The sequence below is a fragment of the Cohnella rhizosphaerae genome, from assembly GCF_029525575.1.
GTDB classification, from domain to species: domain Bacteria; phylum Bacillota; class Bacilli; order Paenibacillales; family Paenibacillaceae; genus Cohnella; species Cohnella rhizosphaerae.
On the sequence record NZ_JAPDIA010000009.1, the window covers coordinates 246136 to 272469 of the forward strand.

At 61.3% G+C, this 26334-nt stretch carries 20 protein-coding genes and 1 pseudogene; all 21 read left to right on the plus strand.

Annotated features, from left to right (window positions below; all coding sequences use genetic code 11):
* The first annotated feature begins 1236 nt into the window (after positions 1–1236).
* The 21 genes and pseudogenes from OMP40_RS42780 to OMP40_RS35535 all read left to right on the plus strand — a co-directional run bounded on the left by OMP40_RS42780 (position 1237) and on the right by OMP40_RS35535 (position 26299).
* Positions 1237–1839 carry a DUF5011 domain-containing protein gene (locus OMP40_RS42780; RefSeq protein WP_420872132.1) on the plus strand — a complete coding sequence of 201 codons (603 nt, stop codon included), beginning with the start codon at positions 1237–1239 and terminating at the stop codon, positions 1837–1839.
* Positions 1840–1909: 70 nt separating this feature from the next.
* Positions 1910–3286, plus strand: coding sequence for a hypothetical protein (locus OMP40_RS35445; RefSeq protein WP_277538556.1), 1377 nt, complete (start codon positions 1910–1912; stop codon positions 3284–3286).
* 4270 nt (positions 3287–7556) lie between these two features.
* Complete coding sequence (locus tag OMP40_RS35450) at positions 7557–9338, plus strand: S-layer homology domain-containing protein (RefSeq protein ID WP_338131399.1); 1782 nt, start codon at positions 7557–7559, stop codon at positions 9336–9338.
* Between the two features lie 529 nt (positions 9339–9867).
* Positions 9868–10245: a MerR family transcriptional regulator gene (locus OMP40_RS35455; RefSeq protein WP_277538557.1), complete on the plus strand. Its 378-nt coding sequence runs from the start codon at positions 9868–9870 to the stop codon at positions 10243–10245.
* A gap of 3 nt (positions 10246–10248) precedes the next feature.
* Positions 10249–11244: an SDR family NAD(P)-dependent oxidoreductase gene (locus OMP40_RS35460; RefSeq protein ID WP_277538558.1), complete on the plus strand. Its 996-nt coding sequence runs from the start codon at positions 10249–10251 to the stop codon at positions 11242–11244.
* 418 nt (positions 11245–11662) lie between these two features.
* Complete coding sequence (locus OMP40_RS35465) at positions 11663–12136, plus strand: dihydrofolate reductase family protein (protein WP_277538560.1); 474 nt, start codon at positions 11663–11665, stop codon at positions 12134–12136.
* A 148-nt stretch (positions 12137–12284) separates the two neighbouring features.
* Positions 12285–12878 (plus strand): DUF1349 domain-containing protein, encoded by a 594-nt coding sequence (locus OMP40_RS35470; protein WP_420872110.1) that lies wholly within the window; start codon positions 12285–12287, stop codon positions 12876–12878.
* Positions 12879–13098: 220 nt separating this feature from the next.
* On the plus strand, positions 13099–14622 hold the full coding sequence (locus tag OMP40_RS35475; protein WP_277539709.1) for a response regulator transcription factor: 1524 nt from the start codon (positions 13099–13101) through the stop codon (positions 14620–14622).
* On the plus strand, positions 14531–14719 hold the full coding sequence (locus OMP40_RS42785; RefSeq protein ID WP_420872111.1) for a helix-turn-helix domain-containing protein: 189 nt from the start codon (positions 14531–14533) through the stop codon (positions 14717–14719). Before OMP40_RS35475 ends, OMP40_RS42785 begins: the two co-directional genes overlap by 92 nt.
* A gap of 1012 nt (positions 14720–15731) precedes the next feature.
* Positions 15732–16136 (plus strand): annotated as a pseudogene (locus OMP40_RS42790) (sensor histidine kinase); the annotation flags it as partial.
* Between the two features lie 100 nt (positions 16137–16236).
* Positions 16237–16602, plus strand: a complete 366-nt coding sequence (locus OMP40_RS35485) for a sensor histidine kinase (protein ID WP_277538563.1) — start codon at positions 16237–16239, stop codon at positions 16600–16602.
* A gap of 161 nt (positions 16603–16763) precedes the next feature.
* Entirely contained in the window at positions 16764–17693 is a 930-nt protein-coding gene (locus OMP40_RS35490) for an ABC transporter permease (protein ID WP_277539710.1), read from the plus strand.
* A gap of 28 nt (positions 17694–17721) precedes the next feature.
* Complete coding sequence (locus tag OMP40_RS35495) at positions 17722–18015, plus strand: ABC transporter permease family protein (RefSeq protein ID WP_277538565.1); 294 nt, start codon at positions 17722–17724, stop codon at positions 18013–18015.
* Between the two features lie 12 nt (positions 18016–18027).
* Positions 18028–18609 (plus strand): carbohydrate ABC transporter permease, encoded by a 582-nt coding sequence (locus OMP40_RS35500; protein WP_277538567.1) that lies wholly within the window; start codon positions 18028–18030, stop codon positions 18607–18609.
* A 70-nt stretch (positions 18610–18679) separates the two neighbouring features.
* Positions 18680–19471, plus strand: coding sequence for a hypothetical protein (locus tag OMP40_RS35505; protein ID WP_277538569.1), 792 nt, complete (start codon positions 18680–18682; stop codon positions 19469–19471).
* A complete protein-coding gene (locus OMP40_RS35510) occupies positions 19440–20468 on the plus strand; it encodes an extracellular solute-binding protein (RefSeq protein WP_338131400.1) in 1029 nt (342 codons plus the stop codon). Before OMP40_RS35505 ends, OMP40_RS35510 begins: the two co-directional genes overlap by 32 nt.
* Positions 20469–20536: 68 nt before the next feature.
* Entirely contained in the window at positions 20537–21946 is a 1410-nt protein-coding gene (locus tag OMP40_RS35515; protein ID WP_277538571.1) for a FlgD immunoglobulin-like domain containing protein, read from the plus strand.
* A gap of 428 nt (positions 21947–22374) precedes the next feature.
* Positions 22375–23547, plus strand: coding sequence for an alpha-amylase family protein (locus OMP40_RS35520; protein WP_277538575.1), 1173 nt, complete (start codon positions 22375–22377; stop codon positions 23545–23547).
* A gap of 33 nt (positions 23548–23580) precedes the next feature.
* On the plus strand, positions 23581–24543 hold the full coding sequence (locus tag OMP40_RS35525; RefSeq protein ID WP_277538578.1) for an alcohol dehydrogenase catalytic domain-containing protein: 963 nt from the start codon (positions 23581–23583) through the stop codon (positions 24541–24543).
* 18 nt (positions 24544–24561) lie between these two features.
* Positions 24562–25515, plus strand: a complete 954-nt coding sequence (locus OMP40_RS35530; RefSeq protein ID WP_277538580.1) for an MDR/zinc-dependent alcohol dehydrogenase-like family protein — start codon at positions 24562–24564, stop codon at positions 25513–25515.
* Between the two features lie 91 nt (positions 25516–25606).
* Positions 25607–26299, plus strand: coding sequence for an SGNH/GDSL hydrolase family protein (locus tag OMP40_RS35535; RefSeq protein ID WP_277538582.1), 693 nt, complete (start codon positions 25607–25609; stop codon positions 26297–26299).
* Positions 26300–26334: the final 35 nt, after the last annotated feature.

Below are 26334 nucleotides of genomic sequence, written 5' to 3' on the forward strand. Positions count from 1 at the left end.
AGTACATGGTCAGCGAATTCGACTTCTGCGCGCGCAGCCCGGGCGCATGCGAGTCGATGGGCGCCAAATGGACGGACGTGCCCTTGGCCGCCGGCGGCAGGACGGCGCAGGTGGGCATCGACACGACGCCTTATTTTACGGACCGGTCCGCCTTACGCCTTTACGTCTACGTAAGAGGCGTCGAGCAGCGCCACAAGCAGCCTCCGTATGACAAAGATCCGTTCGCGGCCGGCAACAAAGCCAATATCGTCGCAGCCTCCTCTTCTTATTACGTTCTCCGGGGCAGCGACGCGCTGGAATTGAAGGCGACCTATGTCGACCGCGTCGACGCGCAGGGACGTCTGGCCTCGGCGCCGGAGCACAAAGTGCGGCTTTACACGCATGCGGCGGGCTTGCTCGCCGCCGAGGGCGACGTGCGCTACCGGATCGAGAAGGCCGGCGGCGACGTCGTTCAGGATTGGAAAAACGTGCCGAGCGGGCAGGAGATCGTGCTGGCCGGGGCGGACGGCGAGTACCTGCTGCGCGCGCAGCCGCTGGATGCGGAAGGAAAGGCAGCAGGCGAGCCTTACGCGCAGTCATTCGTCATCGGCCCTGCGGTGTCCGCCACGGCCGTGTCGGCCAGCTTCAGCACGACGGAGATGACCAATCAGGATGTCGTGCTGACGCTGACGACGGGCGTGCCGGTTAAAGTCCTGAATGCAGACGGGGTCGATCCCGCCGTTGCGGATACGTCGCATACGCTGACGATAAAAAACGCTACGCCGTTTGGCTCGCCGCTTTCGATTCAGATTCAGCCGGACGGCGGAGAGACGGAGACGATTCGGGTGTCCGTCGGACAGATCGACAAGACCGGCTTTGGCCCGCTGGCCGGAGGCGGAGCGGCCATCTATACGAACAGCCAGCCGACCGCGGGCGAAGTGACGGCCTATCTGTACGTGGGCAAGCGGGTCAAGCCGGGCGTCGGCGACGGCATCGCCTATCGTAACGGCTGGCTGTCCTACACGTTCGCGGCGAACGGCGAGCATGTGTTCGAGGTCGAGGACCTGGCGGGCAGCGCCCTTCGGGGCTACGTGAGCGAAAACAACCGCAAGGCGGTCGTGACGTGGATCGACAGTACCGCGCCAGCCGTATCCGTCTCCTACAGCACGACGGCGCTGACCAATAAGCCGGTGACGGCGTCCGTACAGTTGCCGGACGGATTCGCGGTGATCAATAACGGGGGGGAGCGCGTCCTACATGTTTGCGGACAACGGCGAATTCGTCTTTCTCGTCAAAGACGTCAACGGCGTCGTTCGCGAGTACAAAGCCGCCGTCGCCAATATCGACAAGGAACCGCCGGCGCTGACGCTCGCCGGACCGCTCACCTATCCGGTCTATCAGGGGCTGCCGTTCACGTTCGACGAGCCCGGCTATACGGCCGTCGACAACCGGGACGGCGACTTGACCGCGAAGGTCGGCGTGTCCAGTCAGGTCGACGTGTACAAAGGCGGTTACTACGAGATCGTCTATACGGTCGCCGACAGCGCAGGCAACGCCGCGCGCGCCATTCGGAGCGTGTCGGTTATGGAAATGAACGGGATCAGCTTGTTCGTCAACCAGATTCGGCTGCGCGGCGACATCGCGATATCGCGGGGAACGCTGCGCTTCGACATTGCCGGGCAGGAGAGCGACGACCTGGTCTTCAAGTATCTGCCCGGCAAGCACGCTGCGGGCGCCTTCAAGAGCGGCGGTACGCCGATCGCGGGCCGGACGCTTACGCTTGACGAAGCGGGCTGGTACACCTTCTTCGTCCAGGACCGGGAACGGCGAACCTTCGTCGGACAGATCAATGTGCAGTAGAAAAAGGGAGAGAACGGGTCAATGCGCATGCGATGGATAAAAACGGCTTGCGGCGGCAATCGCGGTCGCGGTGGCGGTCTCGGGCCTGGCGCCGGGATGGACGCTGGCCGCAGGCCGGCCCCAGCTCTCGGACGATGTGCTTCGCATCAGCGTGAACGAGGCGAACGGGCGGATCGGCGTGGGGACGACCGGCGGCGATCCGGTACGTTCCGGCGACGAGGATCGGCCGCTCGTCTACAATCCGGAGATGCCGGAGACGTCGTTCACGAGCTTCCGGATCGACGGCGAGGAAGCGATCTACGGACATGCGTACGGCCCGGAATCGGCGCCGTACGGCTATTTCGTGCAGGAGCCCGTCGTCGAAGGCGACCGGATCGTGTCGGTATGGCGATACCGGGGCGTCGACATCCGCCAGACGGTCGAGCTCGTGCCGCAGGGCGACAAGACGCTGCCGGCGGGCAATGCGCGGCTGTCGTACCGGGTGGACAACAAGTCCGGCAAGAGCGTCAAGCTCGGGACGCGGATTCTGCTCGACGTCAAGGCCGGCGACAACGACGGGCCGCTGCTGATGGCGCCGGGCGAGCTGACGCCCGTCATCGGCGAACGCGAATTCGGTCCTGCCGAGGTGCCGCTGTACTGGCAGGCGATGGACGACGTCGACGATCCGCAGGTCGTCGCCTACGGCACCTTGTACGGCTTCGGCGAGAAGAAGCCCAGCCGCGTCATTTTCGGTCACTGGAACGGCCTGTCGGCGACGAAATGGAAATACGACTGGAACCAGTGGACCGATTATACGGCGGACGGGGGGGCTTTACGGAACGGCGGACAGCGCGGTTGCCGTCTATTGGGACGAAGCGTCCCTGGAAGGCGGCGCTTCCGCGTCGTTTTCGACCCTGGTCGGCATGGGCGAGATGAAGCAGCGGCAGACGCTGCTCGACAATATGGCGGTGACCGTCTCGGCGCCGCAGAAGGTGACGGCGGAGACCGGCGGCCAAGCTTCGTTCGAGCTGTCCGCGGAGCTTGCGAACAATCTCGCAAAGTCGGTCGCGCAGAAAGACGTCCGCGTCGAGATCGTATACCCGGGCAGCGCCCAGTTGACCGGAGGCAGCGAGCGGGTCGCCTATATCCCGGCGGTCGCCAAGGGCGAGCGGCTCTCCTTCCGCTGGCGGTTCGTCGCGACCGGCGCGGATGCGGTCAACGTCTATGCCTTCAAGGTGCGCGTGACGGTAGGCGATCCCGACGCGCCCGGCGTGAAGACGCGGGAAGAGACGGCGCATATCGTCGTGCTGAACGACTTCCGGCAGCCGCCCGATATCCAGTTCACGGCCGTCGCGCCGAACCGCATGTACGAGAAGGAAGCGTTCCGCAAGGTCGTCCTCTACGGCAGCAACCTGAATTTTCTCAAGGACGCTCCGGACCGCTGGCATGTGTACATTCAGGCTGCTAACGGCCAGCGGACGAACATCGAATCGAAGTATGTCACCGTCGAGAGCGACAGCCAGCTGTCGGTCATGCTTCCGCAACTGCCGCTCGGCGCTTACGGCATCGGCGTGGAGCACGATCTGAGCAAGGGCATGTACCGTCCCGACGCGATCCGCATCACCGACGACATCTCGGTCATGAAGCGCGGGTACGGCACGCTCCTGATCACGAAGAAGGATACGCTCAAGACGCGCACGGACATCGGCGGGCAGTATACGCTGCGGACGAACAAGATTTATTACGCCAAAGGCGGCGCGCTGCCGTCCGTCCCGGCGGGCGAGGAGGAAGTGCTCCGCATCCAGGGCAACATCCAGGACATGGGCGACGGCACGTATTCGGTCGTGCCTCATCCGTCGCAAGCGGTATCGCTCGGCAACGTGCTGAAGCTGACCGTGTCCGAGTTCGACGCGGACATGCCCGGCGAGATCGTCGTCAAGCCGGTTACGTACGAATACGAGGACAACGGCCTCGTGTACGACAGGGCGACCCAAGCGGTCGTCAGCGGCAACGACCAGAGCCGCATCTACCTGAAGCAGCTGACGAAGATTCCGAATTCGCCGCTGATCTGGCAGAAGGCCTTCACCTTTAACGTCAACGATATGAAAATCAAAAACCCGAACGTATTCGGGTTCAGCGACGACGCGCAGGCGATCGTCGGACCGTACGTGCTCGGCATCAAGCAGGTCAAGGTCGTCTACGATCCGGACGCCAAAAAAATACGCGGCCGAATTCAAAGGCTCGCTCGACATTTTGTCGATCATGAAGACGCTGTACCGCTTTTCGGGGCCAGCGACAACGCCGCATTAAGCAAGCTGCTGTATGCGGAGGTGGCGGTCGATCAATTCCGCGTCTACGAGGACGGGCAGATCAAGTTCGCGCTGGAAGCGGGCGTCGGGCTGCCGCAGATGAAGATCGGTCCGTTCGTCACGATGGACAGTCTGAAGCCCGGCCAAACCGGCGGGGTCGAGGGGCGGCTGCGCATCGATTCGATCCAGAATCTGTACAGCATCTACGCCAAGCTGAGTCTGCCGAACCTGGAGTCCGTCCCGACCGGATCGGGTGGCAGCTTCAACCGCAGCTCGCGGATTCAGGGCAAATTCGGCATCTTTACCGTACCGACGCCGGAAGGCGGAACGATCGTGTTCCCGGACGAATTCATGGCCGAGTACGCGGACAATGTCGGCTTCATCAATATCCCGAACATTCCGCTGACGATCAATCAGCTCGGCGGGGAGATCAAAGGGCTGCACACGATCCGCGACAGCATCGCCAAGGGCATCTATCCCGACTTCGGCGGCAGCTTCTGGTTCGGCGTGACCGATACGGTGTCGCCTGTCCTGCTCGGCAAGCGGGCGCTCAGCGCGTCCAACGTCAAGCTGTCCATCGGGGCGCGGGAAGCTTCCTTGAGCGGGACGGCGAATCTGTACTTCTTCCCGATCGCGGACATGACGGGCAAGATCATGTTCTATCCGGTGTCCGGCGCGCTGATCGGCGGGCGCATCACGCTGCTCGACGTCATCGTCGGCCAGGCATCGGTCGAGCTCAGCTACAACAACGAGTCGTCGCAATTTTACTTCGGCGGTTATGTCCGGGGTTCCGTCCAGCTGCCGCCGTACTCGCCGATCTTCCCGGGGCTGAAGCTCGCGGACGCGTCCGCGGCGCTGAACACGAACTTCGTTCAGGCGTACGCCAAGGCGCTGAATACGATCCCGGTCGGCGTGCGCTATACGTGGAGCACCCAGCAATTGCAATTTTTCAATCCGGATCAGAAAGGCTTCTCGGCGGTGTCGGCCCTCTCGGCGCTGTCGGCTTCAGGCGAGGCGGATCCTGACCGGCTGGCGATCGGCACCAATCTGAAGCAGCTTCCGGTCAAGACGGCAGCCGGCGCCGTAAGGTCGCTGGCCGCGAAGACGGCGACCGCATTCGAATCCGCGGGCGGGGAAGCGCTGCTCGTTCAAGCGAAGTACGCGAAAGACCGCGACATCGTCCTGAAGCTGACCGATCCCGACGGCGAGGAGGTTCGGCTGGTCGAGGAAGGCGACGGGGCGAACGTGTACCGCAGCGAATACACCGATCCGGACACCGGCGAGGTTCAAAGCTATATCGCGGTCACGGTGCCCGCCGAGCGGAGCAAAGCCGGGACGTGGACGCTGACGAGCAGCCTGCCGGCGGAAGTCGAAGCGTTCGACGCCGCCCCGACGCCGGAGATCGAGACGATTCAAGCGGCGCAGGACGGCGGAGAGACGGCGGTCGATCTGAAGCTTACGCGGACGCCGGCGGACGGGCGGACCAAGGTCGATCTGTATCTGCAAAGCGTCGATGCCGCGAAGCCGTTCCTGACGCGCATCGCCGCGGACGCGACGATCGCGGACGACGAGGCGACGCTTCGTCCGAAGCTGCCGGAGAGCATCGCGAGCGGCGCCTACAAGATCGTCGCGGTGCTGAAGCAGTACGACGGGAGCGGCGCGCTTTTGCAGAACAGCTTCCGCGATTCCGCGCCGTTCGCCGTGACGAACCCGAAGGTGCCGACCGCGCCGGGCAACGTGACGGCCAAGGCGATCGGCCGCGGCGCGCTGAAGGTCGAATGGGACGCCTCGGCTGGCGACCATCTGGCCGGCTACTACATCTTCACGGTAGACGCGGAAGGAAAGCCGGCGGAGGGCTCGAACTGGACGTTCGTGCCTTTCGAGGAAGGGAGGGACAGGTACGCGGCCGAGATCAGAGGCTGGACGCCGGAGACGTACCGGATCGTCGTGCAGGCGGTGAGCGAAGTACCCGACGGCACGGCGAAGGATCCTTACGACGGTTATCCGGCGGCCGATTGGGCTTTCGTGGACGATCCGCTTAAACTGGGCCAATACGCGGCAGTCTGGTCTCCGATCGCTGGCATATCGGAATACGTCATCCGGCTGAAGGATACGGACGGCGCGACGTATGCGATCCCGTATTACGGCGAGCCCGTCGCGAGCGACGAAACCAACGGCAGCGTGTATGAAACGACGCTGTACGGACTTCCTGCCGGAAAATCGTTCGACATCGCCGTATACGGCGTCGTCGAGCAGGATCTGGAAGCGAAAGCCGTGGTGGCGGTCGACGCCGGCGCCGGCAAGAAGCGCATCGGCTGGGACAAAGTCGAAGCGGACGACGTTCGCTCGTATACGATCTACGGGAAACCGGCGGATGACGAGGCGCCTGTCGTGCTCTTCGAGCACCCGGTGCCGTCCTCGGGTCAGCCGGCGCGGTATGAGGACGTCGAAGCGGATGGCTTCGCCGAAGGCGTAGCTTACGATGTCTCGGTTATCGCAAATGTGACCGAAGCGCAGCCGGAGCAATATTTCGGCGAATGGTCGTCGCCGGTCGAGCTGAAGCTGCCGGTACCCGATCCGCCTGCGTTCGACGTCAAGGTGCAGCCGGTCGATCCGGCGAGCGGCGTCGTGCGAATGGACCGCGATGCGGATGGCTTGCCGTACTTCCGCAGCAGCACGGGGGACGTGACGCTCAGCTTTACGAGCGACGGGGCGGTCCGTACGGAGGTTCGGGTGAATCCGTCCATGTACGATCCCTACGCCGAGCCTGACGTATATACGGGCATGGCGTGGACGACGAACGTCGTGCTCAAGGAAGGCACGAACGAGATCGAAGTCGCCGCGTACGACGAAGACGGCGACGCCGACGAGAAGACGTATCGGGTCGTCGTGAAGAAGAACGGGCCGATGCTGGCGGTCGACGAGCCGGCGTTCCCGGACGGCCAGGTCGAACTCACGGGCCAGACCGATATCGGCGCCGTCGTGACGGTGAACGGCTACCCGGCCGAGGTGGACGATACGGGACGCTTCGCCTACAGGCTTCCGCTGCCGGACGAGCAGGCGTTCGATGTCGAGATCGCGGCATCCGACGCATTCGGTCTGGACAACACGTACGTCGAGCGGATCGTCAACCCGGCCGTCGGCCGCATCGAGAAGGTCGTCATCGGCATGCAGCGCGAGATGCGCTCGGGCGCCAGCCAGCCGCTGCGTCTGTACGCCTACGACGGCGCAGGCAAGGCGGTGCGGCTGCCGGACGACTCGGTCGAGTGGCGCATTCTCTCGGGCGGGCAATATGCGGAGATCGCCGGCGGCGATCTGAAGGGCTTGCGGCAAGGGCAGGCGGTCGTAGCGGCGAGCTATCGGGTGAACGAGCAATATGCGTGGACGGACTACGGCGTCTTCGACATCGACCAGCGCAGCGTCGTCGCGATGACCGATCTGGACGCGGTGACGGCCGATCTGGGCACGCTCTCCATCGGCTACGCGGAGGGCGAAGGACCGTCCGGCGCGACTAAGAACCTCGTGCTGCCGACCGCGAGCGCGAACGGAACCGACGTCGAATGGTCGTCCGACAAGCCACAGATCATCGATGCGGCGACCGGGAAGGTGACCCGGCCGACGTTCGAAGCGGGCGACGCGGCCGTGACGCTGACGGCGACCGTCTCCAAAGGCATCGTCAAGCAAACGAGGACATTCCTTGTCAACGTGCCAAAGCTCGCTGAGACGGCCGGACACATGACCGATCTGGAGGCGGTGATGAACGATCTCGGCGCGCTTGCCATCGGTTATGCAGCGGGCGAGGGGCCGACCGGTACGACGAACAACGTCGTGCTGCCGACCGCGAGCGCGAACGGGACGACGATCGTCTGGTCGTCCGACGCGCCGCAGATCATCGACGCGGCGACCGGGAAGGTGACGCGTCCGTCGTTCGAAGCGGGCGACGCCGCCGTGACGCTGACGGCGACCGTCTCCAAGGGCATCGTCAAGCAAACGCGGACGTTCCTCGTCAACGTGCTGAAGCTTGCGAAGTCCGGCGGCAACGACGGGGGCAACAATGGCGGCAACAACGGAGGCAACAATGGCGGTAATAACGGCGGTAATAATGGCGGTAATAATGGCGGTAATAATGGCGGTAATAATGGCGGCAACGACGGCGGCGAAAATGGCGGCAGCAATAGTGGCCCTGACGGCGGCAACGACGACGGCACGGGCCAACCGGCCCAGCCGAACCAACCGTCGGAACAAGCCGGCTGGCGCATCGATCCTTCCGTCGGAGGGACGATCTCCGGCGCCGGCGCCTCGATTCGCTTCCCGGCAGACGTCTTTCCCGGAGCGTTCCGCGCCTACATCGCGGCGCTGACGGAGGATGCCGCCGGCAAGCTGCCCGATGCGCCGCGCCGCGTAAGCCGCGTATACGACATCGCGAAGTCGGCGCCCGGCATCTTCCTGAAGCCGGTCACGATCACGCTGCCGTTCGACAACGCCAGACTGGACGCCAAGACTGACAAAGTCGGCGTCTATTGGCTGAACGAGGTGACGGGCGAGTGGGTGCCGCTCAACAACGCTTCGATCGACTGGAATCGCGGCACGGTCAGCGGCGAGACGAATCATTTTACCAAGTTCGCCGTACTGACGGCGCCCGGAGCGCTTCCTTCCGGTCAGCAGCTGCCCGCGCTTAGCGACATCTCTGGCCATTGGGCGGAAGCGAGCATTCTGACGATGGTCGGTCAAGGCTACGTCAAAGGCTATCCGAACGGCACGTTCCGTCCGAATGCCAAAGTGACGCGGGCGGAGTTCGTGCAGCTGATCGTACGCGCCTTCGGCATCGCGGGAACGGACGCGAAGGCCGGCGCCTTCGGCGACACGGCGAATCACTGGGCGCGCGACGCCATCGTCGCGGCCCATGCGGCCGGCATCGTCGACGGCTATGAAGACCGCAATTTCCGGCCGGACGATCCGATTACGCGCGAGCAGATGGCCGTCATGACGGCGCGGGCGCTGAAGCTGCAGCCGATCGCCGGCGGCGGCAAGAACGCTGCCTTTACCGATCGCGCGACAATCGCCGATTGGGCGCTGCCGTCGGTTGCGGCCGCGGCGGAAAAGGGCTTGTTCATCGGCTACCAGGACGGCGCGTTCCGTCCGCATGCGAATGCGACGAGAGCCGAGACCGTCGAAGCGCTGACACGCGCAATCGCTTTACGTACACCATAACGATTCACGGACTGGACGGGCTTCCTCGCTGTAAGGCGGGGAGGCTCGTTTTTTCATCTAGAGGAATATGTAAATCCGGACAAAAGACAGCTTCACTTGCGAATCTTGCGGCGATAATAGGCGGTAAGGAAAGCGGGTTGGCGAAATGGAGAACCGCGGGTAGCAGTTGAATGCAAGCCGGCAGATAGCATCGGACTCAGGAGACGCTAATTTCGTAAAAACCGGCCCAATGACGGTCTTTGCGGACTGGAGGGACGTTATGGCTCCGACTCAAGGCTAAAAAAAGGCCGACCATCCCGCAATAACGTCATCTGAGTCCGCGAGCGAGCTGCGAATAGCCATATGAAAAAGAATAACGGCGCCTCAGTCCGTTCTCTAAACGCTCATGCGCAAAACAAAATCCGCACGCGGCTTTTTCGTCTCCATGCCCGAAAAAGAATCCCAACGCAGCCGCTTGACTTGGAGCGTACTCCAGCGGGTATGCTGGTGGTGATCATGATCACGCTTGACTTTAGAAAGGATACCATCGATGTCGCGACAATATACGATTGCCGAAATATCGCAGGAGACCGGGCTTGCTCCGGATACCTTGCGTTTTTACGAGAAAAAAGGGCTGCTGCGATCGCCGGAAAGAGGGCCCGGCGGCGTACGCCGTTATTCGGAAGAGGATCTCGGCCGGATCCGATTCCTGCTTTACTTGCGCAATACTTCGATGCCTCTGAAGGAGATCCAGACGTATGTGGAGGCGTACAACCGTAATGACGAGACGGCCTGCTTCGATCTCCTGGACAAGCACCGCGTACGCGTCGAAGAGCAGGCCAGACAATTATCGGAGACGCTTGAGGTCATTAAGTACAAGCTCAAGCATTTCCAAGACATTAAGGATGGAACGACGAAAGGACGATAATCAATGACTATTTTAACGCCCCAAGCTCCGCTATCGACAGGCTACGGTCCCCGCACGACGGCGGCCGAGATTCTCGCCCATACAGACTTGACGGGGAAGATCGCGATCGTTACCGGCGGACATTCGGGCCTCGGTTTGGAGACGTCCAGGCGGCTGGCGGAGGCCGGCGCCAAAGTGATATTACCGGCAAGATCGCTGCAAAAGGCTGCGGAGGCGGCCGCAAGCATACCGGGTGCGGAAGCTGCCGAGCTGGATCTAGCCGATCCGGCGTCTATCGATGCGTTCGCGCGACAATTTCTGGATTCGGCTCGCCCGCTCCATATGCTTGTGCACAGCGCAGGCATCATGGCCATTCCGCTCGAACGAGACGCGGCGGGACACGAGCTGCAGTTCTCGACGAATTTCCTCGGCCCTTTCCGGCTGACGGCCAGACTTTGGCCGGCGCTTAAGGCGGCCGGAGAGGCCCGAGTCGTCATCGTTTCCTCGCGCGGCTATCGGCTGGGCGACATTCGCTGGGAAGATATCGACTATCGCAAGGGCGGTTACGAAAAGTGGGCCGCATACGGACAGTCCAAGACGGCGGCCTCATTGTTCGCGGTGGAGCTTGACCGGCGCGGACGCGAGTGTGGCATAAGCGCCTTCGCCGTTCATCCGGGATCGATCGTCACGAATTTGTCCCAGTATCTGACCGATGACGAGATGCGGGGAATGGGTGCGCTGAACGAGCGCGGACAAAGAACGTTCGCCTCATACAATGACGAACGGAAGACGATTCCGGAAGGGGCGGCCACGATCGTCTGGTGCGCTGCGAGCGAGATGCTGCGCGGCAAGGGCGGCGTCTACTGCGAAAACGGCGATATCGCCGAGCTGATCGACGCCGGCGCGTCGAACGACGCTCCTCGTCCCGGCGTCGACGCGTACGCCGTGGATGGAAAGTCGGCCAAGCGGCTTTGGAGCGTTGCCGAGTCGATGACGGGGCTGGCATTCACGGCCGATTGAGACGAAGGTTTGCTGCATAAGCAAAATATTCGATCCCGCACGGCACGGCTTAAATCGTCAATCGATTAAAAGTGAAGTGGCTCATAAAGGGCTATCGCGCAAAAATGCACGATCGAGAGCCGCGCCCGTTCGTCGCACCATCTATCGCGCAAAAGTGCAGCTTTTTTTACCGAAACCCCCCGTCTTCTCGCCAAAAGAGACGGTCTATCGCGCGCTTTTGCACGATAGAACGCCAGAACTCCCCATCCCTGCCTTGAATGACGCACTTTTGCACGATAGAGCGCCAAAACCCTCCATCTATGCCTTGCGCGATGAACTTTTGCAGGTTAGCATTTGCCCGCGCTGCGCACGTTAGCAATCCATGAGAAACCGGGCTTGCGCCTGAATGATACAATGCAGACATAAAGGAGGCTGCATAATGGGACGTATCATACTGATGATGAATGTGACGCTGGACGGCTGTTGCGATCATACGCAGGTGGTGGCCGACGAGGAGCTTCACCGGTATACGGAGGAACTGATGGACCGGACCGATGGCGGGCTTTACGGACGCGAGGTTTACCAGCTGATGGAGCGATCTTGGCCGCCCATTGCCCGTAGCGGCGAGGGCCCCGCATACATGGTCGACTTCGCGCGCAAGCTCGACGAGACGCCCAAATACGTTTTCTCCCGGACGTTGGATCGCTTGTCCTGGCAGAATTCTTTTTTGCTGAAGGGGCTAGTCTCCGAGGAAGTGCCGAAGCTGACGGCAGCAGGGAAGCGCCTGCTCGTGAACGGCGGTCCCGGCCTCGGTTCCACGCTGGCGGAGCTGGGGCTGGTGGACGAGTATCACTTTCTGGTGCAGCCCATCGTTGCCGGGCGCGGTCCCCGATTATTGGGGGGGCATCCATGAGCGATTGAACCTGAAGCTGATCGAGACCAGGCCCTTCCGCTCCGGCGTCATGGCGCTCCGTTACGAGCCGGTTCGTTAACCGGTTGGCGAATGTCCGGACGCTTTAATGAAGAAAGGAGGCGCATAGATGACGCCACCGAGCAAACGGATGGAATGGCAAGCAGGCGCGTGGCTTAATCCTCCGCACAGCTTCCGGGAGGAAGGCGGATTTTTGAAGGTGTCGCCCGAGAAGGGGAGGGATTTTTGGAAGAAGACTTTGTATGGATTTGAATATGAAGACGGGCCGGCATTGCTTGCGCATTGGGATCCTGAGACGGCGATCGAGGTGAGTTTTCGACTCCATTCCTTTACGGAGCTGTACGATCAGGCAGGCGTGCTGTTATACCACGGTCCGGGGCAATGGATTAAAGCAGGCATTGAAATCAACGACGGCATTCCTCAGCTGGCAACGGTGGTCACGGACGGTTATTCGGACTGGTCGCTTGCAGCCGTGCCTGAATGGGCAGGCGAAGAAGTTACCGTACGCGCGTCGATCCTTAAGGATGCCGTCATTATCCGGGCGCGAAGCGATAAGCATGCCTGGCGGACCATTCGCGTCGCAAGGTTTCCATATCCGACGGGTAACCGGGCAGGCCCTTTCGCATGTTCGCCGACCCGGGAGGGTTTTGAAGTTACTTTTACGAGATGGGCACTGACTGCGCCCGATCATGATCTCCATGTCGATCCGCCGGTTGAAGGATGAACGCAGGGGACGTCAAGGATTGAAGATTAAAGAAGATTAAATCAGAACGTGCAAACGCGGGAAATCGCTCTCCAGGCAATGGGGAGCTTTTTGTCGTGCAGGCTGAGCCATGTCGGCGAGCGTTGTAGACAAGTTTATTGATTAACAGGCGATCTTACTGTACGCTGTTGCTTAAAAGTAAACGGTTTCAACGAAGGGGAGAGAAGCCATTTATCGCGTTCTGCTTGCGGAAGACGAAATGCTGGTGAGGCTCGGCTTAAAAAATGCGGTCGACTGGCGCCGCTTTGATATGGAGGTCGTAGCCGACGTTCCCAACGGCGCGGATGCCTGGCAGGCTTATGAGAAGCTGCAGCCCGAAGTGGTCGTGACGGACCTGAAAATGCCGGTCATGGGCGGCATCGAGCTGCTCTCGAAAATTCGCGGCGTCAATCCGAAGACCAGACTGCTGATCCTGACCTGCCTGGAAGAGTTCGAGCTGGCCAAGCAGGCGATGTCGCTCGGCGTCAGCGGTTATATCGTGAAGCACAGCATGACTCCCGAAGAGATGGAGGCGATGCTGGCCAGAATCAAGGACGAGCTGGCCTCCGCGTTCCCGGAAGCCTCCCGCAGGGCGATCGCGTCCGGCGCGGATCTGGCGGTCATGAAGGAAACGCTGTTAAAGGATTATTTATTCGCAAGCAAGTATGACGAAGAAGCGTTCGGCCGCAAGGCCGTCGAGCTGGAGCTTAACCTGAGTCCGCGAAACGTGACCGTCTGCACGATGGAGATCGCGTCGTTCGGAACCTTGCGGGAAAAGTTCGGCGACGACAACGGCCAACTGGTCCGGCTGTCGCTCATGAACGTGCTGCACGAGGTCATCAACGTGCACGGGCGCTGCGAAGCGTTCCAGGACACGGACACACGGTATGTCTTGTTGTTCAGCCATCCCGAAGCGATCGGCGAGCGAGACGCGGGGGAGACGCTAAACCGCATGACCGGGCAAATTCGCCGCGCGATGCTGACGTACTTCAACGTGCCGATTACGTTCGGGATCAGCGGCAGGCAGAACGGCTACCGGCATCTCAAGCGGCTGTACCGGGAGAGCCTCCAAGCGCTGGAGCGAAGCTTCGCGGAAGGGACGGGGCGCGACTACTTCGCCGGCGCCGGCGGCGGGACGAGCCTGCCGGCAATCGCGCGGGAAAGGCTGCTCAGGCTGGCCGACGCCTGGGAGCCGGCAAGCCCGCAGCTCCGTTCGGACATGGCCGGGAAGATCGACGCGTTCGTCGCGCGGGGCGACTACCGTACCAGGGGCGACACGCTGCATACGTTCATGCAATGGCTGCACGCGCCGGTATTGACGCTGCGCTTGGCGGGCGAGGAGATGACCTCGCTTTGCTCCGCTTACGCGCAGCGGCTCGTCGATGCGGGGACGCTGGACGAGATGATCGACCTGCTCGAAGCCTACGCGCGGGAATCCGTCGGGGCGCTGGCCGCCCAGAAGCGCACGAGCGGTCCGATCACCCGCGCCCTCCGTTATATCGAGTCCCGCTACGCGCAGGATCTATCCTTGCAGCAGGTCGCCGATACGGTGTCGATGAACGCGAATTATTTCAGCACGCTGTTCAAAAAAAGAGATGAACCAAAACTTCGGGGATTATCTGCTGCATTACCGCGTGGAACGGGCGAGAGAGCTGTTTTTGCATACGAATCTAAAAGCCTACGAGATCGGGGAACGGGTCGGATTCGTCAACACGAGCCATTTTAGCCGGGCCTTTAAAAAGGTGTGCGGACTGAGCCCGCGCGAATACCGCAAGCAATGGGACGGAGGCGCGGCGGAGGAGGATCGGCTTGAAGACGCATGACGGCATCGCGCCGAACGTCAAGAGCCGCAGTCTGAAGTTCGAGCTTCGGCTGTCCTTTCTCCTGATCACATTGATCGCCCTGATCGTCAGCGCCCTGCTGACTTATTTCGGCGTGCTTGGCATTCTTGAACGGAAGACGAACGAATCGTCGATGCAGTACTTTTTGCAGGCGGGCGATTCGGTCAACGAGTTCCGCGAAGAGATCGACAAGATGACGAAGCAGCTGCTGATCGACCCGAAGATTCAGCAGTTTCTGGACAACGAGCTGAAGGAGATTCCGAGCCAGATCGAATTGCACCGCGAGCTGATGGCGGAGATGGACGCTTACCTGCAAACCTACGAATATTTGGACTCCATCTACCTGTATGCGGAGGACGGCAGGGCGATCGGCGTCGCCGGGCAGAAGACCGCGCTGCTCCGCGACGATACGAAGCGGGCCAGCTTCTACGCAACCGATCTGTACCGGGAATCGCTGAATGCGGGCCTGCAAAAGACGTATCCCCAGATCGTCTGGTCGGGCGCGAACCGGCAGGCGGACTTCGGCGAGCCTTCCGAGCCCGCGGCCGGGACAGCCGGCGACAGAAGCCTCGTCACGGCGGCGCGCTCCGTCAAGTCGCTCTATCAATCGCTCCCGACCGCGATCCTGATCATGAACGTCAAGGAAGAGAAGCTGTTTTCCCTGTACAACAACCTGCGATCCAGGCTGAACGGACAAATCTATCTGTGCGACGCTGCCGGCGTGATCGTCTCGCATGCGAACAAAACGCTGCTTGGCGCGGGCAGCGATGCCTGCGGCCGGATTCCGGGCGGCACGGAGAGCGGCAGCGTCAAAGGGAACAACGAGCAAATCGTCTATTACCGCATTCCGTCCACGGATTGGACGATGGTCAAGGAAGTGCCGATTCACGAGCTGATCGGGGACATCCTGAAGCTGAGATACCAGCTGTTCTGGATCGTGGGCGTGTGCTTCATCGCCGCGCTCGTCGCCTCCGCGCTCTGGATCCGCAAGATCATGCGGCCGATGCGGAACTTGATGGAGGCGATGGGAAAGGTCGAGAAGGGGCAGCTCGACATCGCGCTGGACGACCGCGACACGAACGAATTCGGCCGGCTCAGCGGAGGCTTCAATCGGATGTCGGGCGGGATCAGGCAGCTCATCGAGCAGAATCGGGAGACGGAGAAGGAGAAGACCAGAACGGAGATCCAGATGCTGCAGGCGCAGATCAACCCCCACTTTCTTTTTAACACCTTGAACACGATCAAGTGGATGTCCGTCGTCGGCGGGGCGGACAACATTACGAAGAGCATCACGGCCTTGAGCAGCCTGCTGCGGCCCATCTTCAAAAGCACGGCTCCTTTGTGCGCGCTGAAGGAGGAGCTTGCGTACGCCGAAAACTACGTCACGATCTTGAACTACCGGTACGGCGAAGGCATCGAGATCCGATTCGAGGTGGCCGAGGGGGGCGGCAGACTGCGTCGTGCCGCGGTTTTTCCTGCAGCCGCTGCTGGAGAATGCGGTGCTTCACGGCTTCGAGAAAACGGGCTACACGGGAACGATACGTATCGCAGCGGAACGCGTCGACGCCGACCTGCTCGTCCGCGTCGTCGACGACGGACAGGGCATGACCGACGAGAAATTGGAAGATCTGCGGCGGTGGATGGCGGGTGACAAGCCGGGAGTAGAGGCGTCCGACGCGTCCGACGCATCCGACGCATCCGGGTCCTCGGCGTTCGGCATCGGCCTTAACAACGTGCACCGCCGGATTCGCCTGAACTTCCCGGGATCGTCCGGCCTCTCGATCTCCCGTGCCGCGTCCGGCGGCACGACTGTCGAGATCCGCATCCCGACCGCAACACCTGAAGACAAGCAAACAAATCCGTAAATAAGAACACTTTCGCATGGCATGCCAGCCGACGATGCAGCGGCTCCGAAAAACGGACATGATTTTCGGAGCTGCGGTCATTTAGCTGCATGCTTTTTGCTTTTATGATGGCTTTGCAAGACAGACAAGGGGTTGTGAGGAGGAGAGTGGACTTGAAGGCAATGGCGGCGGGGCGAACGGGAGCCGGAAGCGTGAAAAGGAAGCAGGGCTGGACCCTTCTGCTGCTGGCGCTTCCGTTCATAGCGGTGGTGTTCGTTTTTTACTACGTCCCGCTCTTCGGCTGGGTGTACGGCTTTTTCGATTACAAGCCGGGCATTCCGCTGAACCGGTCCGAGTTCGTCGGGCTGAAATATTTGAGGATCGCTTTTACGGAGCAGGAGATGGATCTGGCTCGGGTGCTGAAAAACTCGCTCGCGCTCAGTTTTCTCGGCATTTTGGTGTCGCCCTTGTATGTCGCGTTCGCGATTCTGCTGAACGAGATGAGGGGCAAGCTGCTGCGAAAATGGGTGCAGGTGACGACGACGCTGCCGAACTTCATCAGCTGGGTGCTCGTGTACTCCGTGTTCTACGTTTTTTTCGCAGTCTCGGACGGCGTGGTCAACAACGTGTTGATCAAGCTGGAATGGCTGGCGCGGCCGTTCAACTTCCTGGGCAACAGCGAGATCGCTTGGGGGTTCCAGACGCTGGTCGGCTTGTGGAAAGGGCTCGGCTGGGGCGCGATCATCTATCTGGCCGCCATCGCGGGGATCGACCAGGAACTCTACGACGCGGCCAAGGTCGACGGCGCGGGCAGGTTCCGCACGATCTGGCATATCACGGTGCCGGGCATCATGCCGACCTTCGTCGTGCTGCTGCTGCTGAACGTGAGCAACATGCTGAACAACGGCTTCGAGCAATATTACGTGTTCTACAACGCGCTGGTCGCCGACAAGCTCGACGTCATCGATTATTACGTGTACCGGGTGGGGCTGGAGAACAACGATTTTTCCTACTCGACCGTGCTCGGCATGTTCAAGACGATCGTCAGCGTCGTCGTCCTCTTCACCGTGAACGGGATCGCCAAGAGAATACGCGGGGAGAGCATCATTTAACCGCAAAGAAAGGAGCGTGCTTCAGTCGATGTGGCCCGGCCGGTGGCACGATGTTCTGTTTCATACGCTTAATACCGTCTTCTTCGTCTTGTTCGCGCTATGCTGCGTCTATCCGTTCTACTACATCCTGATCAATTCGGTGAGCGACCCGCTCCAAGTGACGAAGGGCGTTTATCTATGGCCGGAAGGCTTCAATCTGACGGTATACCGCGAGATGCTGAGCCAGAAGACGATCTCGGTATCGTTCTGGGTGTCCTCGGCGCGCGCCGTGGTCGGCACGATCCTGACCGTGTTCAGCTGCGCGTTTTCTCCTACCTGCTGACCAAAAAAGGAAATGCCGTTTCGCAAAACCGTCTATCGCTTCGTCGTCGTGACGCTGTATTTGAACGCAGGCTTGATCCCTTGGTACCTGACGATGAAGATGCTGGGGCTGAAGAACAGCTTCTGGCTTTACATCCTGCCTACCGTGATCGTCGGATTTTTCGTCATTTTGATGAAAACGTTCATCGAGCAAATTCCCGCCGCGCTGGAGGAGGCCGCGGTCGTCGAGGGCGCCGGCTATCTGACCGTGTTCGCCAGGATCATTTTCCCGGTCTCGCTGCCGATCGTCGCGACGATCACCGTATTTAATGCGGTCAATCAGTGGAACGCGTGGATGGACAATCTGTTCCTCGTCAACGATCCGAATCTGCAGACGCTGCAGCTGACGCTGCTCAACTTCCTCAAGCAATCGGAGGCGCTCGCGCAAGAGACGACCAGACGCATGATGGGCAACCAGACGTCGGGACACCTTATTTCTCCGCAAAATGTCAAGATGGCGATCACGATGATCGTCACGGCGCCGATCCTGCTGATCTATCCGTTCATGCAGCGGTACTTCGTCAAGGGCATCATGCTCGGCGCGGTCAAAGGCTAACGCTTGATATACAGGGCCCTGCGGTCCGGGGCCATCGTATATAACCACAAAAAAATGGAGGGTCCGATCGATGATTCGAAACAAGAGAAGGCGCGTCGCGGGAATGGCGGCCATCCTGACCGTAGCGGTCATGACGGGATGCGCGGGTTCGAACGACCCGAAGCCGTCCGCGGCCTCGTCCGCGGCGGCGTCGAGCGCTGCGGCGACCGCCACGGCGGGCGCGAGTCCGACGCAGGCGTCGGAGAAGGAGCCGGTCACGCTCAAGCTGTCGAGCGACAATGCCTTGTTCATGGCGACGCTCGCGCCTGGCGCGCAGCACGATCCGGTCATGGAGGAGATTCGCCGGAAGACCGGCGTAACGCTAGAGCTCGACACGCAAACCGACGACAAAAAGTTCAACCTCATGCTGGCCGGCGGCGATCTGCCCGACATCATCGTGCTGCAGAACGCCCCCAAGTACTTAAAGCAGATGATCGAAGGCAATCAGGTCATCCCGCTGGACGGACTGATCGAGAAGCACGGTCAGACCATTCTGAAGGAGTCGCCGTCGAAGATCGAGATTAGCAAGCGTTTTTTCAGCAACGGCACCGGGCAGCCTGTACGCCATCCCCGGCATCGCGAGCCGGAAGGGGCCGCAGTACAAGTACGGCAACCATGCATACAACATCCGCTGGGATTATTACAAAGAGCTCGGGTTCCCGGCCGTGAACAATCTGGACGATCTGCTCAAGCTGCTCGCGGATATGCAGCAGAAGCATCCGACGAACGCGCAGGGACAAAAGGTGTACGGCATGGCCCCGTTGTTCGATTGGGGACTCGTTCCGTACGAGATGTTCGACCGCCTGTTCAACCGGATCAATAAAAACAACCTGTTCGTCTACCTGGAGCCGGGCACGTTCAAGCCGGCGGGCGGCATATTGGATCCGAACGTCGCTTACTGGGAAGGCACGAAGTTCTACCGCAAAGCGAACGAGATGGGCGTGCTCGATCCCGATTCGTTCACGCAAAAGTACGAGAACTTTACCGAAAAGGTGAAGAGCGGGCGCGTCCTGCTGTCGCCCTGGACCTGGGCGGGCGTGACGGAGGCGAACGCGGCCCTGGCCAAGGAAGACCCGCTGAAGGGATGGGAGCCGCTGCCGGTTCCGGCGGGGCAGACCGTCTACCTGGGCGAATTCGGAGAGAACGGCTTCTCCAACCGCCTGGTCATGATCTCCAAGAACAGCAAGCACCCCGAGCGGGCGATGGAGCTGATCGACTACCTGCAATCTTTCGAAGGCTCGAGGCTGATCCAGAACGGCATCCAGGGCAAGGATTGGGACGTGGTGGACGGCAAGCCGCAATGGAAGCAAGCGACGATCGACGCGCAGAAAAACGATCCCAACTTCTCGCAGAATACCGGCATCGGGCTTTACTGGAACCTGGCGGGCTTCGTCGACGGCTACCCGGATCCGGATTACGGGACACCGATCAATTTTACGAATCAAGCGGACTTCTGGCGGACCCAGATGACGGAGCTGGACCAGGATTATTCGAAGCATTACGGCGTATCGTATCCGGGCGAGCTCGTCGAGAAGCGCGTGGAAGCGGGCGAGATCCGGACGATCTACTACGATATGGACAACGAGCTGGGCACGGATACGAGCATGCCGGACGATATCAAGCGCATCGAGACCAAGGTGACGGATTACCTGGTGCGCATGGCGCCGAAGCTGATCTACGCGGCGACGGAGGAAGCGTACGACTCGACGCAGGCGAAGATGATGGACGAACTGAAGGGCATGGGCGCCCAAAAAGCGATCGACTACTGGATGGCGAACATGACCAAAGCGTCGGAAACCTACGCGGGCTTGAAGAAGTAAGCGTGTAACGGAAAGGCAGCGGGAGACGCAAGTCTCCCGCTCATACCGGGCTAAGGGAGAGGATCGCGATGAAGTTCGGCGCAAGCAGGCTAGTTGCATTCTTAACGTTACTTGCGGCCATCGGGTTCGGCGCGGGAAGCGCGCACGCCCAGGACCAGGCGATTGCCGACGATCAGTTCACATTGTCCGGCGGAGCGGCACGCACGGCGGATGCGTCCGCGGGCGACGGCTACTCGGCGCATATGACGAACGACTCGGCGGCGTGGAAGATCCAGTACCAGAATTGGGACTTCGGTACGCTGAAGGCAGGGAAGCTGTACGACGTCTACGTCAAGGTCAAGGTCAAGCACGCGGTCCCTGCCCCGACCGGCAATGCCTTCGTGGCGGGCATCTACGACGCGACGAACGCAAGCGATGTCGTTCCCGCCCGGACGATTGCGGCGGCGAATACCGCGGACGGCGTCTGGCGGGAATACAGGCTGGGCACGTTCGCGCCGAACGCCGGGGTCAACTCGCTCAGCTTCTATGTAGGGGGCGCGTCCAATGCGGCACAGGTGTCCGACATTTACGTGGACGCGTTTATTTTCAAGGAATACAGCAACGTGCAGATCGAGGACGCGTCATTCTATAAATTTAACGGCGCTTCGCTCGTGACGGACGGCATGACGCCGGATCACAGCGCCGCCAGAATGGCGAACGGCCCGGGCTCGGGCTGGAATGTGCAGGCGAAGATCGACGGCGCCCGAATCGAGGCGGGCAAGCCGTACCGGATCACGGCGGACATCAAGCCGGAGCGGTCCGACTGGCAGACGTCGTCGGGCGATCTTTTCGGATATTTGGTGTACGACCTGACGACGAGCAGCTACCTGGTCAATCCCACGGTCGTCTCCTCCGCGACGATACCGAAGGTGGCGTACTACCATCAGGTGCAGCTCGGTACGGTGACGGTCGATCCCGCGCATGACGTTCGCGTTTGCTTCTATCCCGTCAACAATGCGGCGAACTTCCCGGCTGTCCGGATCGATCGCGTGGCGCTAACCCGGCAGCCCGAAGACGAGAGCGCCGCAAAGGCGATCAACGCCTATCCCTACAAGCTGTCTCCGGCCAATCAGGACGGACTTAACGATTCGACGCGCATCGCGTATACGCTGCCGGCGCCGCAGACGGAGAGCGTCATCGTACAGCGGGTATCGGACCAGGCGACGGTTCGCACGCTGACGCCGGCTTCGACTTCCTCGGGGAGCCGCGCGGTCGTCTGGGACGGGAAGAACGACGGCGGACAATACGTGAGCAACGGCTTGTACGTCGTGCGCGTCCGCAGCGGTTCGACCGACTTGCGCCGGGTGAACGTGCAGGTGATCGCGGGGGTGTCGCTCGCAGCCAGCGCGAATCCGGTGAAAAACGATGTGCCCAAGGGCGTTTTCTACGAAGCGGGGGGCGATCCCCTACGATCCCGTCGAAGCGGCCGATTATCTTGACGATACGTTCGCGGACATTCATCAATTGGGCGCCGACACCGTTTTTCTCGCCAATTGGCATGCCAAGCCGGCAGCCGTCTATGCCGAGACATTGACCCAGGCGGCGAACCATCAGCTGAAGGTCGTCGGGCTCCCGGACGCGGCTTATGCCTTGTTCAACGAAGCGCTGTACAACGACGAGCAGGCGATGTACGCCCGGATCGGCGAGATTGTCGCGCCGTACATGAGCAACAGCGCTTTGTACGCGTACTATCTCTACGACGAACCGGGCAATGACGCCAAGCTCGCCGACAATTTGAAGGATATGAAGCGGATGCTCGAGACGATCGACCCCAGTCGGGCGGTCATCAGCACTTACGTCGGGATAGACCGGGTGCCGCTGCATTACGACGTCCAGAAGCCGCATGTCATGAATATCGATCCGTACGGTGTCACGGAAGGCAGCGCGATCGGGGGATTTTCGCAATATTTATCACTATCCCGGCTTCTCCTTCGAGTCGTACACGGACTTCTCGTCCTACCAGGTGCGCAAGGATATCGCGGACGACGCGCCGATGTGGACGATTCTGCAGACGACCGAGGCGGCCGGCTGGCTGCGGAATCCGACCGCGGCGGAGATTCGCGCGATGACGTACGAGGCGATCGGCCACGGGTCCAAAGGCTTCACTTATTTCGTCTACCAGACCGAGCTGGACTGGAACGGCATCGTGGACGAACACGGCCAGCCGGGCCCGGACTACGGCAACGTGCAGACGCTGTTCGGCGAGATCGAGGCGCTGAAGCCGACGATCCGCCGGATGGAGCGGGTCGCGAACGTCGCGACCGCCTCGGGCGGCGGCAACGCGGCATACGCGGCGGCCGATGTGACGACGCATATCGATCGGCAGACGGGCGACTACTACCTGGTCGTCGTGAACCACGACTGCCTGAGCGCGGCCAACGTTACCGTCACGATCGACCGTGCGGCGCTCGGGATGGGTATCTCGGCGGTGACCGATCTGCGAAGTCAGTCGGGTGTCGCGTTCACGGCCACGCCGACCGGCTATACGATAAGCAATCTGAGCTTCGCGCCGGGCGACGGCAAGGTTCTGAAGCTGACGAAGGATGCCTCCAAGGTCGTTTACGTCGGCGAAGATCCGTTATTCAACGTCAATAATGGCGCGTCGAAGGGGCTGACGGACGTGTCCGCCGGCGACGGCAAGACGGCGAAGCATACCGTTACGTCGACCAGAACGTGGAACTTCCAATGGTTCTGGGACCGCGCTCAACTGACGCCCGGCGCATCGTACGATCTGTACGCGGTCGTCAAAATCAAATACGCGACCGATGTTTACAAGGACGGAAGCGGCGTCGACCGACTTTTCCAGCCGACCGGGACCGCCTTTTCCTACGGCGTGTACGACGTGACTTCGAATACGTATCCTGTGCCGGAGCAGACGAAGGCGGCCTCGCAAATGGAAAATATGTTCTGGCATACCGTCAAGATCGGGACCTTCACGCCTTCCCAGACGAACAGCCAAGTCGTCTACATCATGCCATGGGATAACCCTGCGAACGTGCAAGAGGTCTACGTCGACAAGTTCTACTTCGTGAAGCGTTAAATCAGGAATGAATCAGTCAAGGAGCGTGCAGCCATGGGCATGAAAATGAAGTCGCTTCAAATCGCGGGGCCGGGACAATACGGGGTCGTCGAATCGGAGATGCCGGCGCTGCAGGACCATGAGGTGAGGGTAGAGATCGAGGTCGTGGCGACCTGTCCGCGATGGGATATGAACATGCTGGACGGCCGCGACATGTTCGACTATTCGAAGGCGCCCGCGTATCCGCTGCCGCCGGGCTGGCCGGGTCACGAGGCGGCCGGGACCGTGCGGGAGGTCGGACGCGGCGTGCGGAATTTGCGCGTCGGCGACCGGGTCGCGGCCCTCGAGCATATCGAAGGCAACGGCGCCTATGCCCAATTTCTGTCCTACAAGGAGCATGAACTGATCAAGCTGCCGGATAGCGTCACGTTCCTGCAGGCCGTATCGTTCGAGCTGCTCAAGTGCGTCATGATCGGCCTGTCGCAGTTCGGCGATCTGCGCGGCAAGTCGATGGTCGTCTCCGGACTCGGCCCGGCGGGCATGCTGGCGATTCAGGTCGCCCGCATCTGGGGCGCCTCGGAGGTCGTCGGCATCGATGTGAGCGAGCAGCGAATCCGGTACGTGAGCGAGCTTGGCATCGGGCAAGCAGCGCATGTCGAGGAGCTGGACGGACGCCGCTTCGACCTGGGCTACGACTGCGTCGGCGCGGCCGCATCGGTCCAGCACCTGCTGCGTATCGTCGACGAGCATGTCGTCATCTTCGGCGTATTAAGAGGGACGCTTCAGTACGAGGACCATCTGTGGGCCAAGGGCATGAAGCTCGAGTCGTACCGGTACCGGCCGTTCGGCGACAGGGACCGCGAGCTGATGCTCGACGCCGTCGTCAACAAAGGGCTCGACACGACGTGCATTCAGACGCATTGCGGTTCGTTCGCAGCATATGGCGAGGCGGTCGAGCGGTTGAAATCGCAGGAAGCGATCAAATTTCATTTCTTCCCGGCGAGGGAATTTTCGTAGATCATAGGAGGGAATGCAGTGCAAGGATATGCAGTCGTTTTTACGGATCGGATGACGGCGGCCTACCGCCCGGTGGACTTGCCGGAGCCGGGGCCGGACGACGTCGTCATCGACGTGGACGTATCCTGGATCAGCAACGGCACGGAGTCGTCGTATTTCCGGGGCGAGCGCATCGCCGGCGATACGCCTTATGAAGAGGGGATGCCATGGCCTTTTCCGATCGTGGCCGGTTATCAGAAGACGGGGACCGTCCTCTCGGTTGGCTCGCAAGTGACGACGGTACGGCCTGGCGACCGCGTATTCTCCACGGTCAGCCGCGTAGCGGGCATGTTCGAGCCGCTCGGCGGACATGTGAACCCTGCGGTCACGCCGTCCGGCCAAGTGTGGAAGCTGCCCGAAGGGCGGCCTTCCGAAGACTACGCCGGACTCGTGCTGACGCAGGTCGGATACAACTGCGGCATGCGGGCGCCGGTCCTGCCGGGCGACCGCGCGGTCGTCATCGGCGACGGGCTCGTCGCGAACTGGACCGCGCAGACGCTGCTTCATCGCGGCGCAAGCGTCATCGCGCTCGGCAGGCATGTCCGACGGCTCGGCGCATTCCCGGCCGACGCCGTCCGGTGCAATACGCGCGAGTGCGAAGCGGCTGAGGCTGTTCGCGCGTTTGCGCCGGAAGGCGTGTCCGCGATCGTCGATACGGTCGGCGACATCGACGCCATGTATCGGCTGCTGCCGCAGATGAAGCGCGACAGTCATCTGGTATCTGCCGGGTTCTATGGCAGCCGGGGGGCTCATCGATATCCAGCGGCTCAGAGATATGGAGATCACGCTGCATGCCCCGTCCGGGTGGACGCGCGAGCGGATGGACGCGACGCTTCAAGGCGTGAGCGAAGGCTGGCTCAAGACGGGCTCGCTTGCGACTCACCGCTTTCCTGCGGAGCGTGCGGCCGACGCATGGCGCTTAATTACGGATAAGACGGAGCCCTTTTTGGGGATTTTGCTGGACTGGCGATAAGAGAATACGGGAGGCCGACGCAATTGCCATTTTTTCGTTTTAACGAACGGCTTGCGGGAGAAGGCCGGCGACGCCGGGGCGCGAGCTGTCACGTATGTGGCCATGGGCGACAGCGTCACGCAAGGCTGCATGGCGCTCGGCGTATCGGAGTACGAGCGGGTCTACCATCAAGTCGCGAAAAGAGAAATCGAACGCCGATACCCGGGCACGGTGCTGAATGTCATCAATTCGGGCGTGAGCGGGGATACGGCTGCGGGCTCCAGAGCCCGCTGGGAGCGCGACATTCTCCTTTACAAGCCGGATCTCGTCACGATCTGCTTCGGCCACAACGACGCGCACGGACGCGAGGCGGGGCTCGAGCCGTTTGCGGAGGCGATCGCCGATCTGGCGGCGCGCATCCGGTCCGATACGGAAGCCGAGCTGCTGCTGATGACGCCGTGCATGATGACGGACAGAGACAACGACGCCGTCGCGGCCGAGCACAAGTCGCTCATTCCCGCATTCGTAGGGCTGGCGGAGGACGGCATATTGGAAAAGTACGCAGACCGCATCCGCGCGCTGTCCGCGGAGCTGGACATTCCGCTGCTGGACGTCCACGCCATATGGCAGCGGATGGTTCGGGACGGCGAGCGCGTCTGCGACCGTCTGTCGAACGGTATTAACCATCCGGACGCGCGGTTTCACGTGACATGGGGCGGCGCATTGGCCGAGGCGCTGCTCGGTGACCGCGACGCAGCCGAATAACGAAGTTTTGAGGAGCAGGACGCCGTCATGGCGGC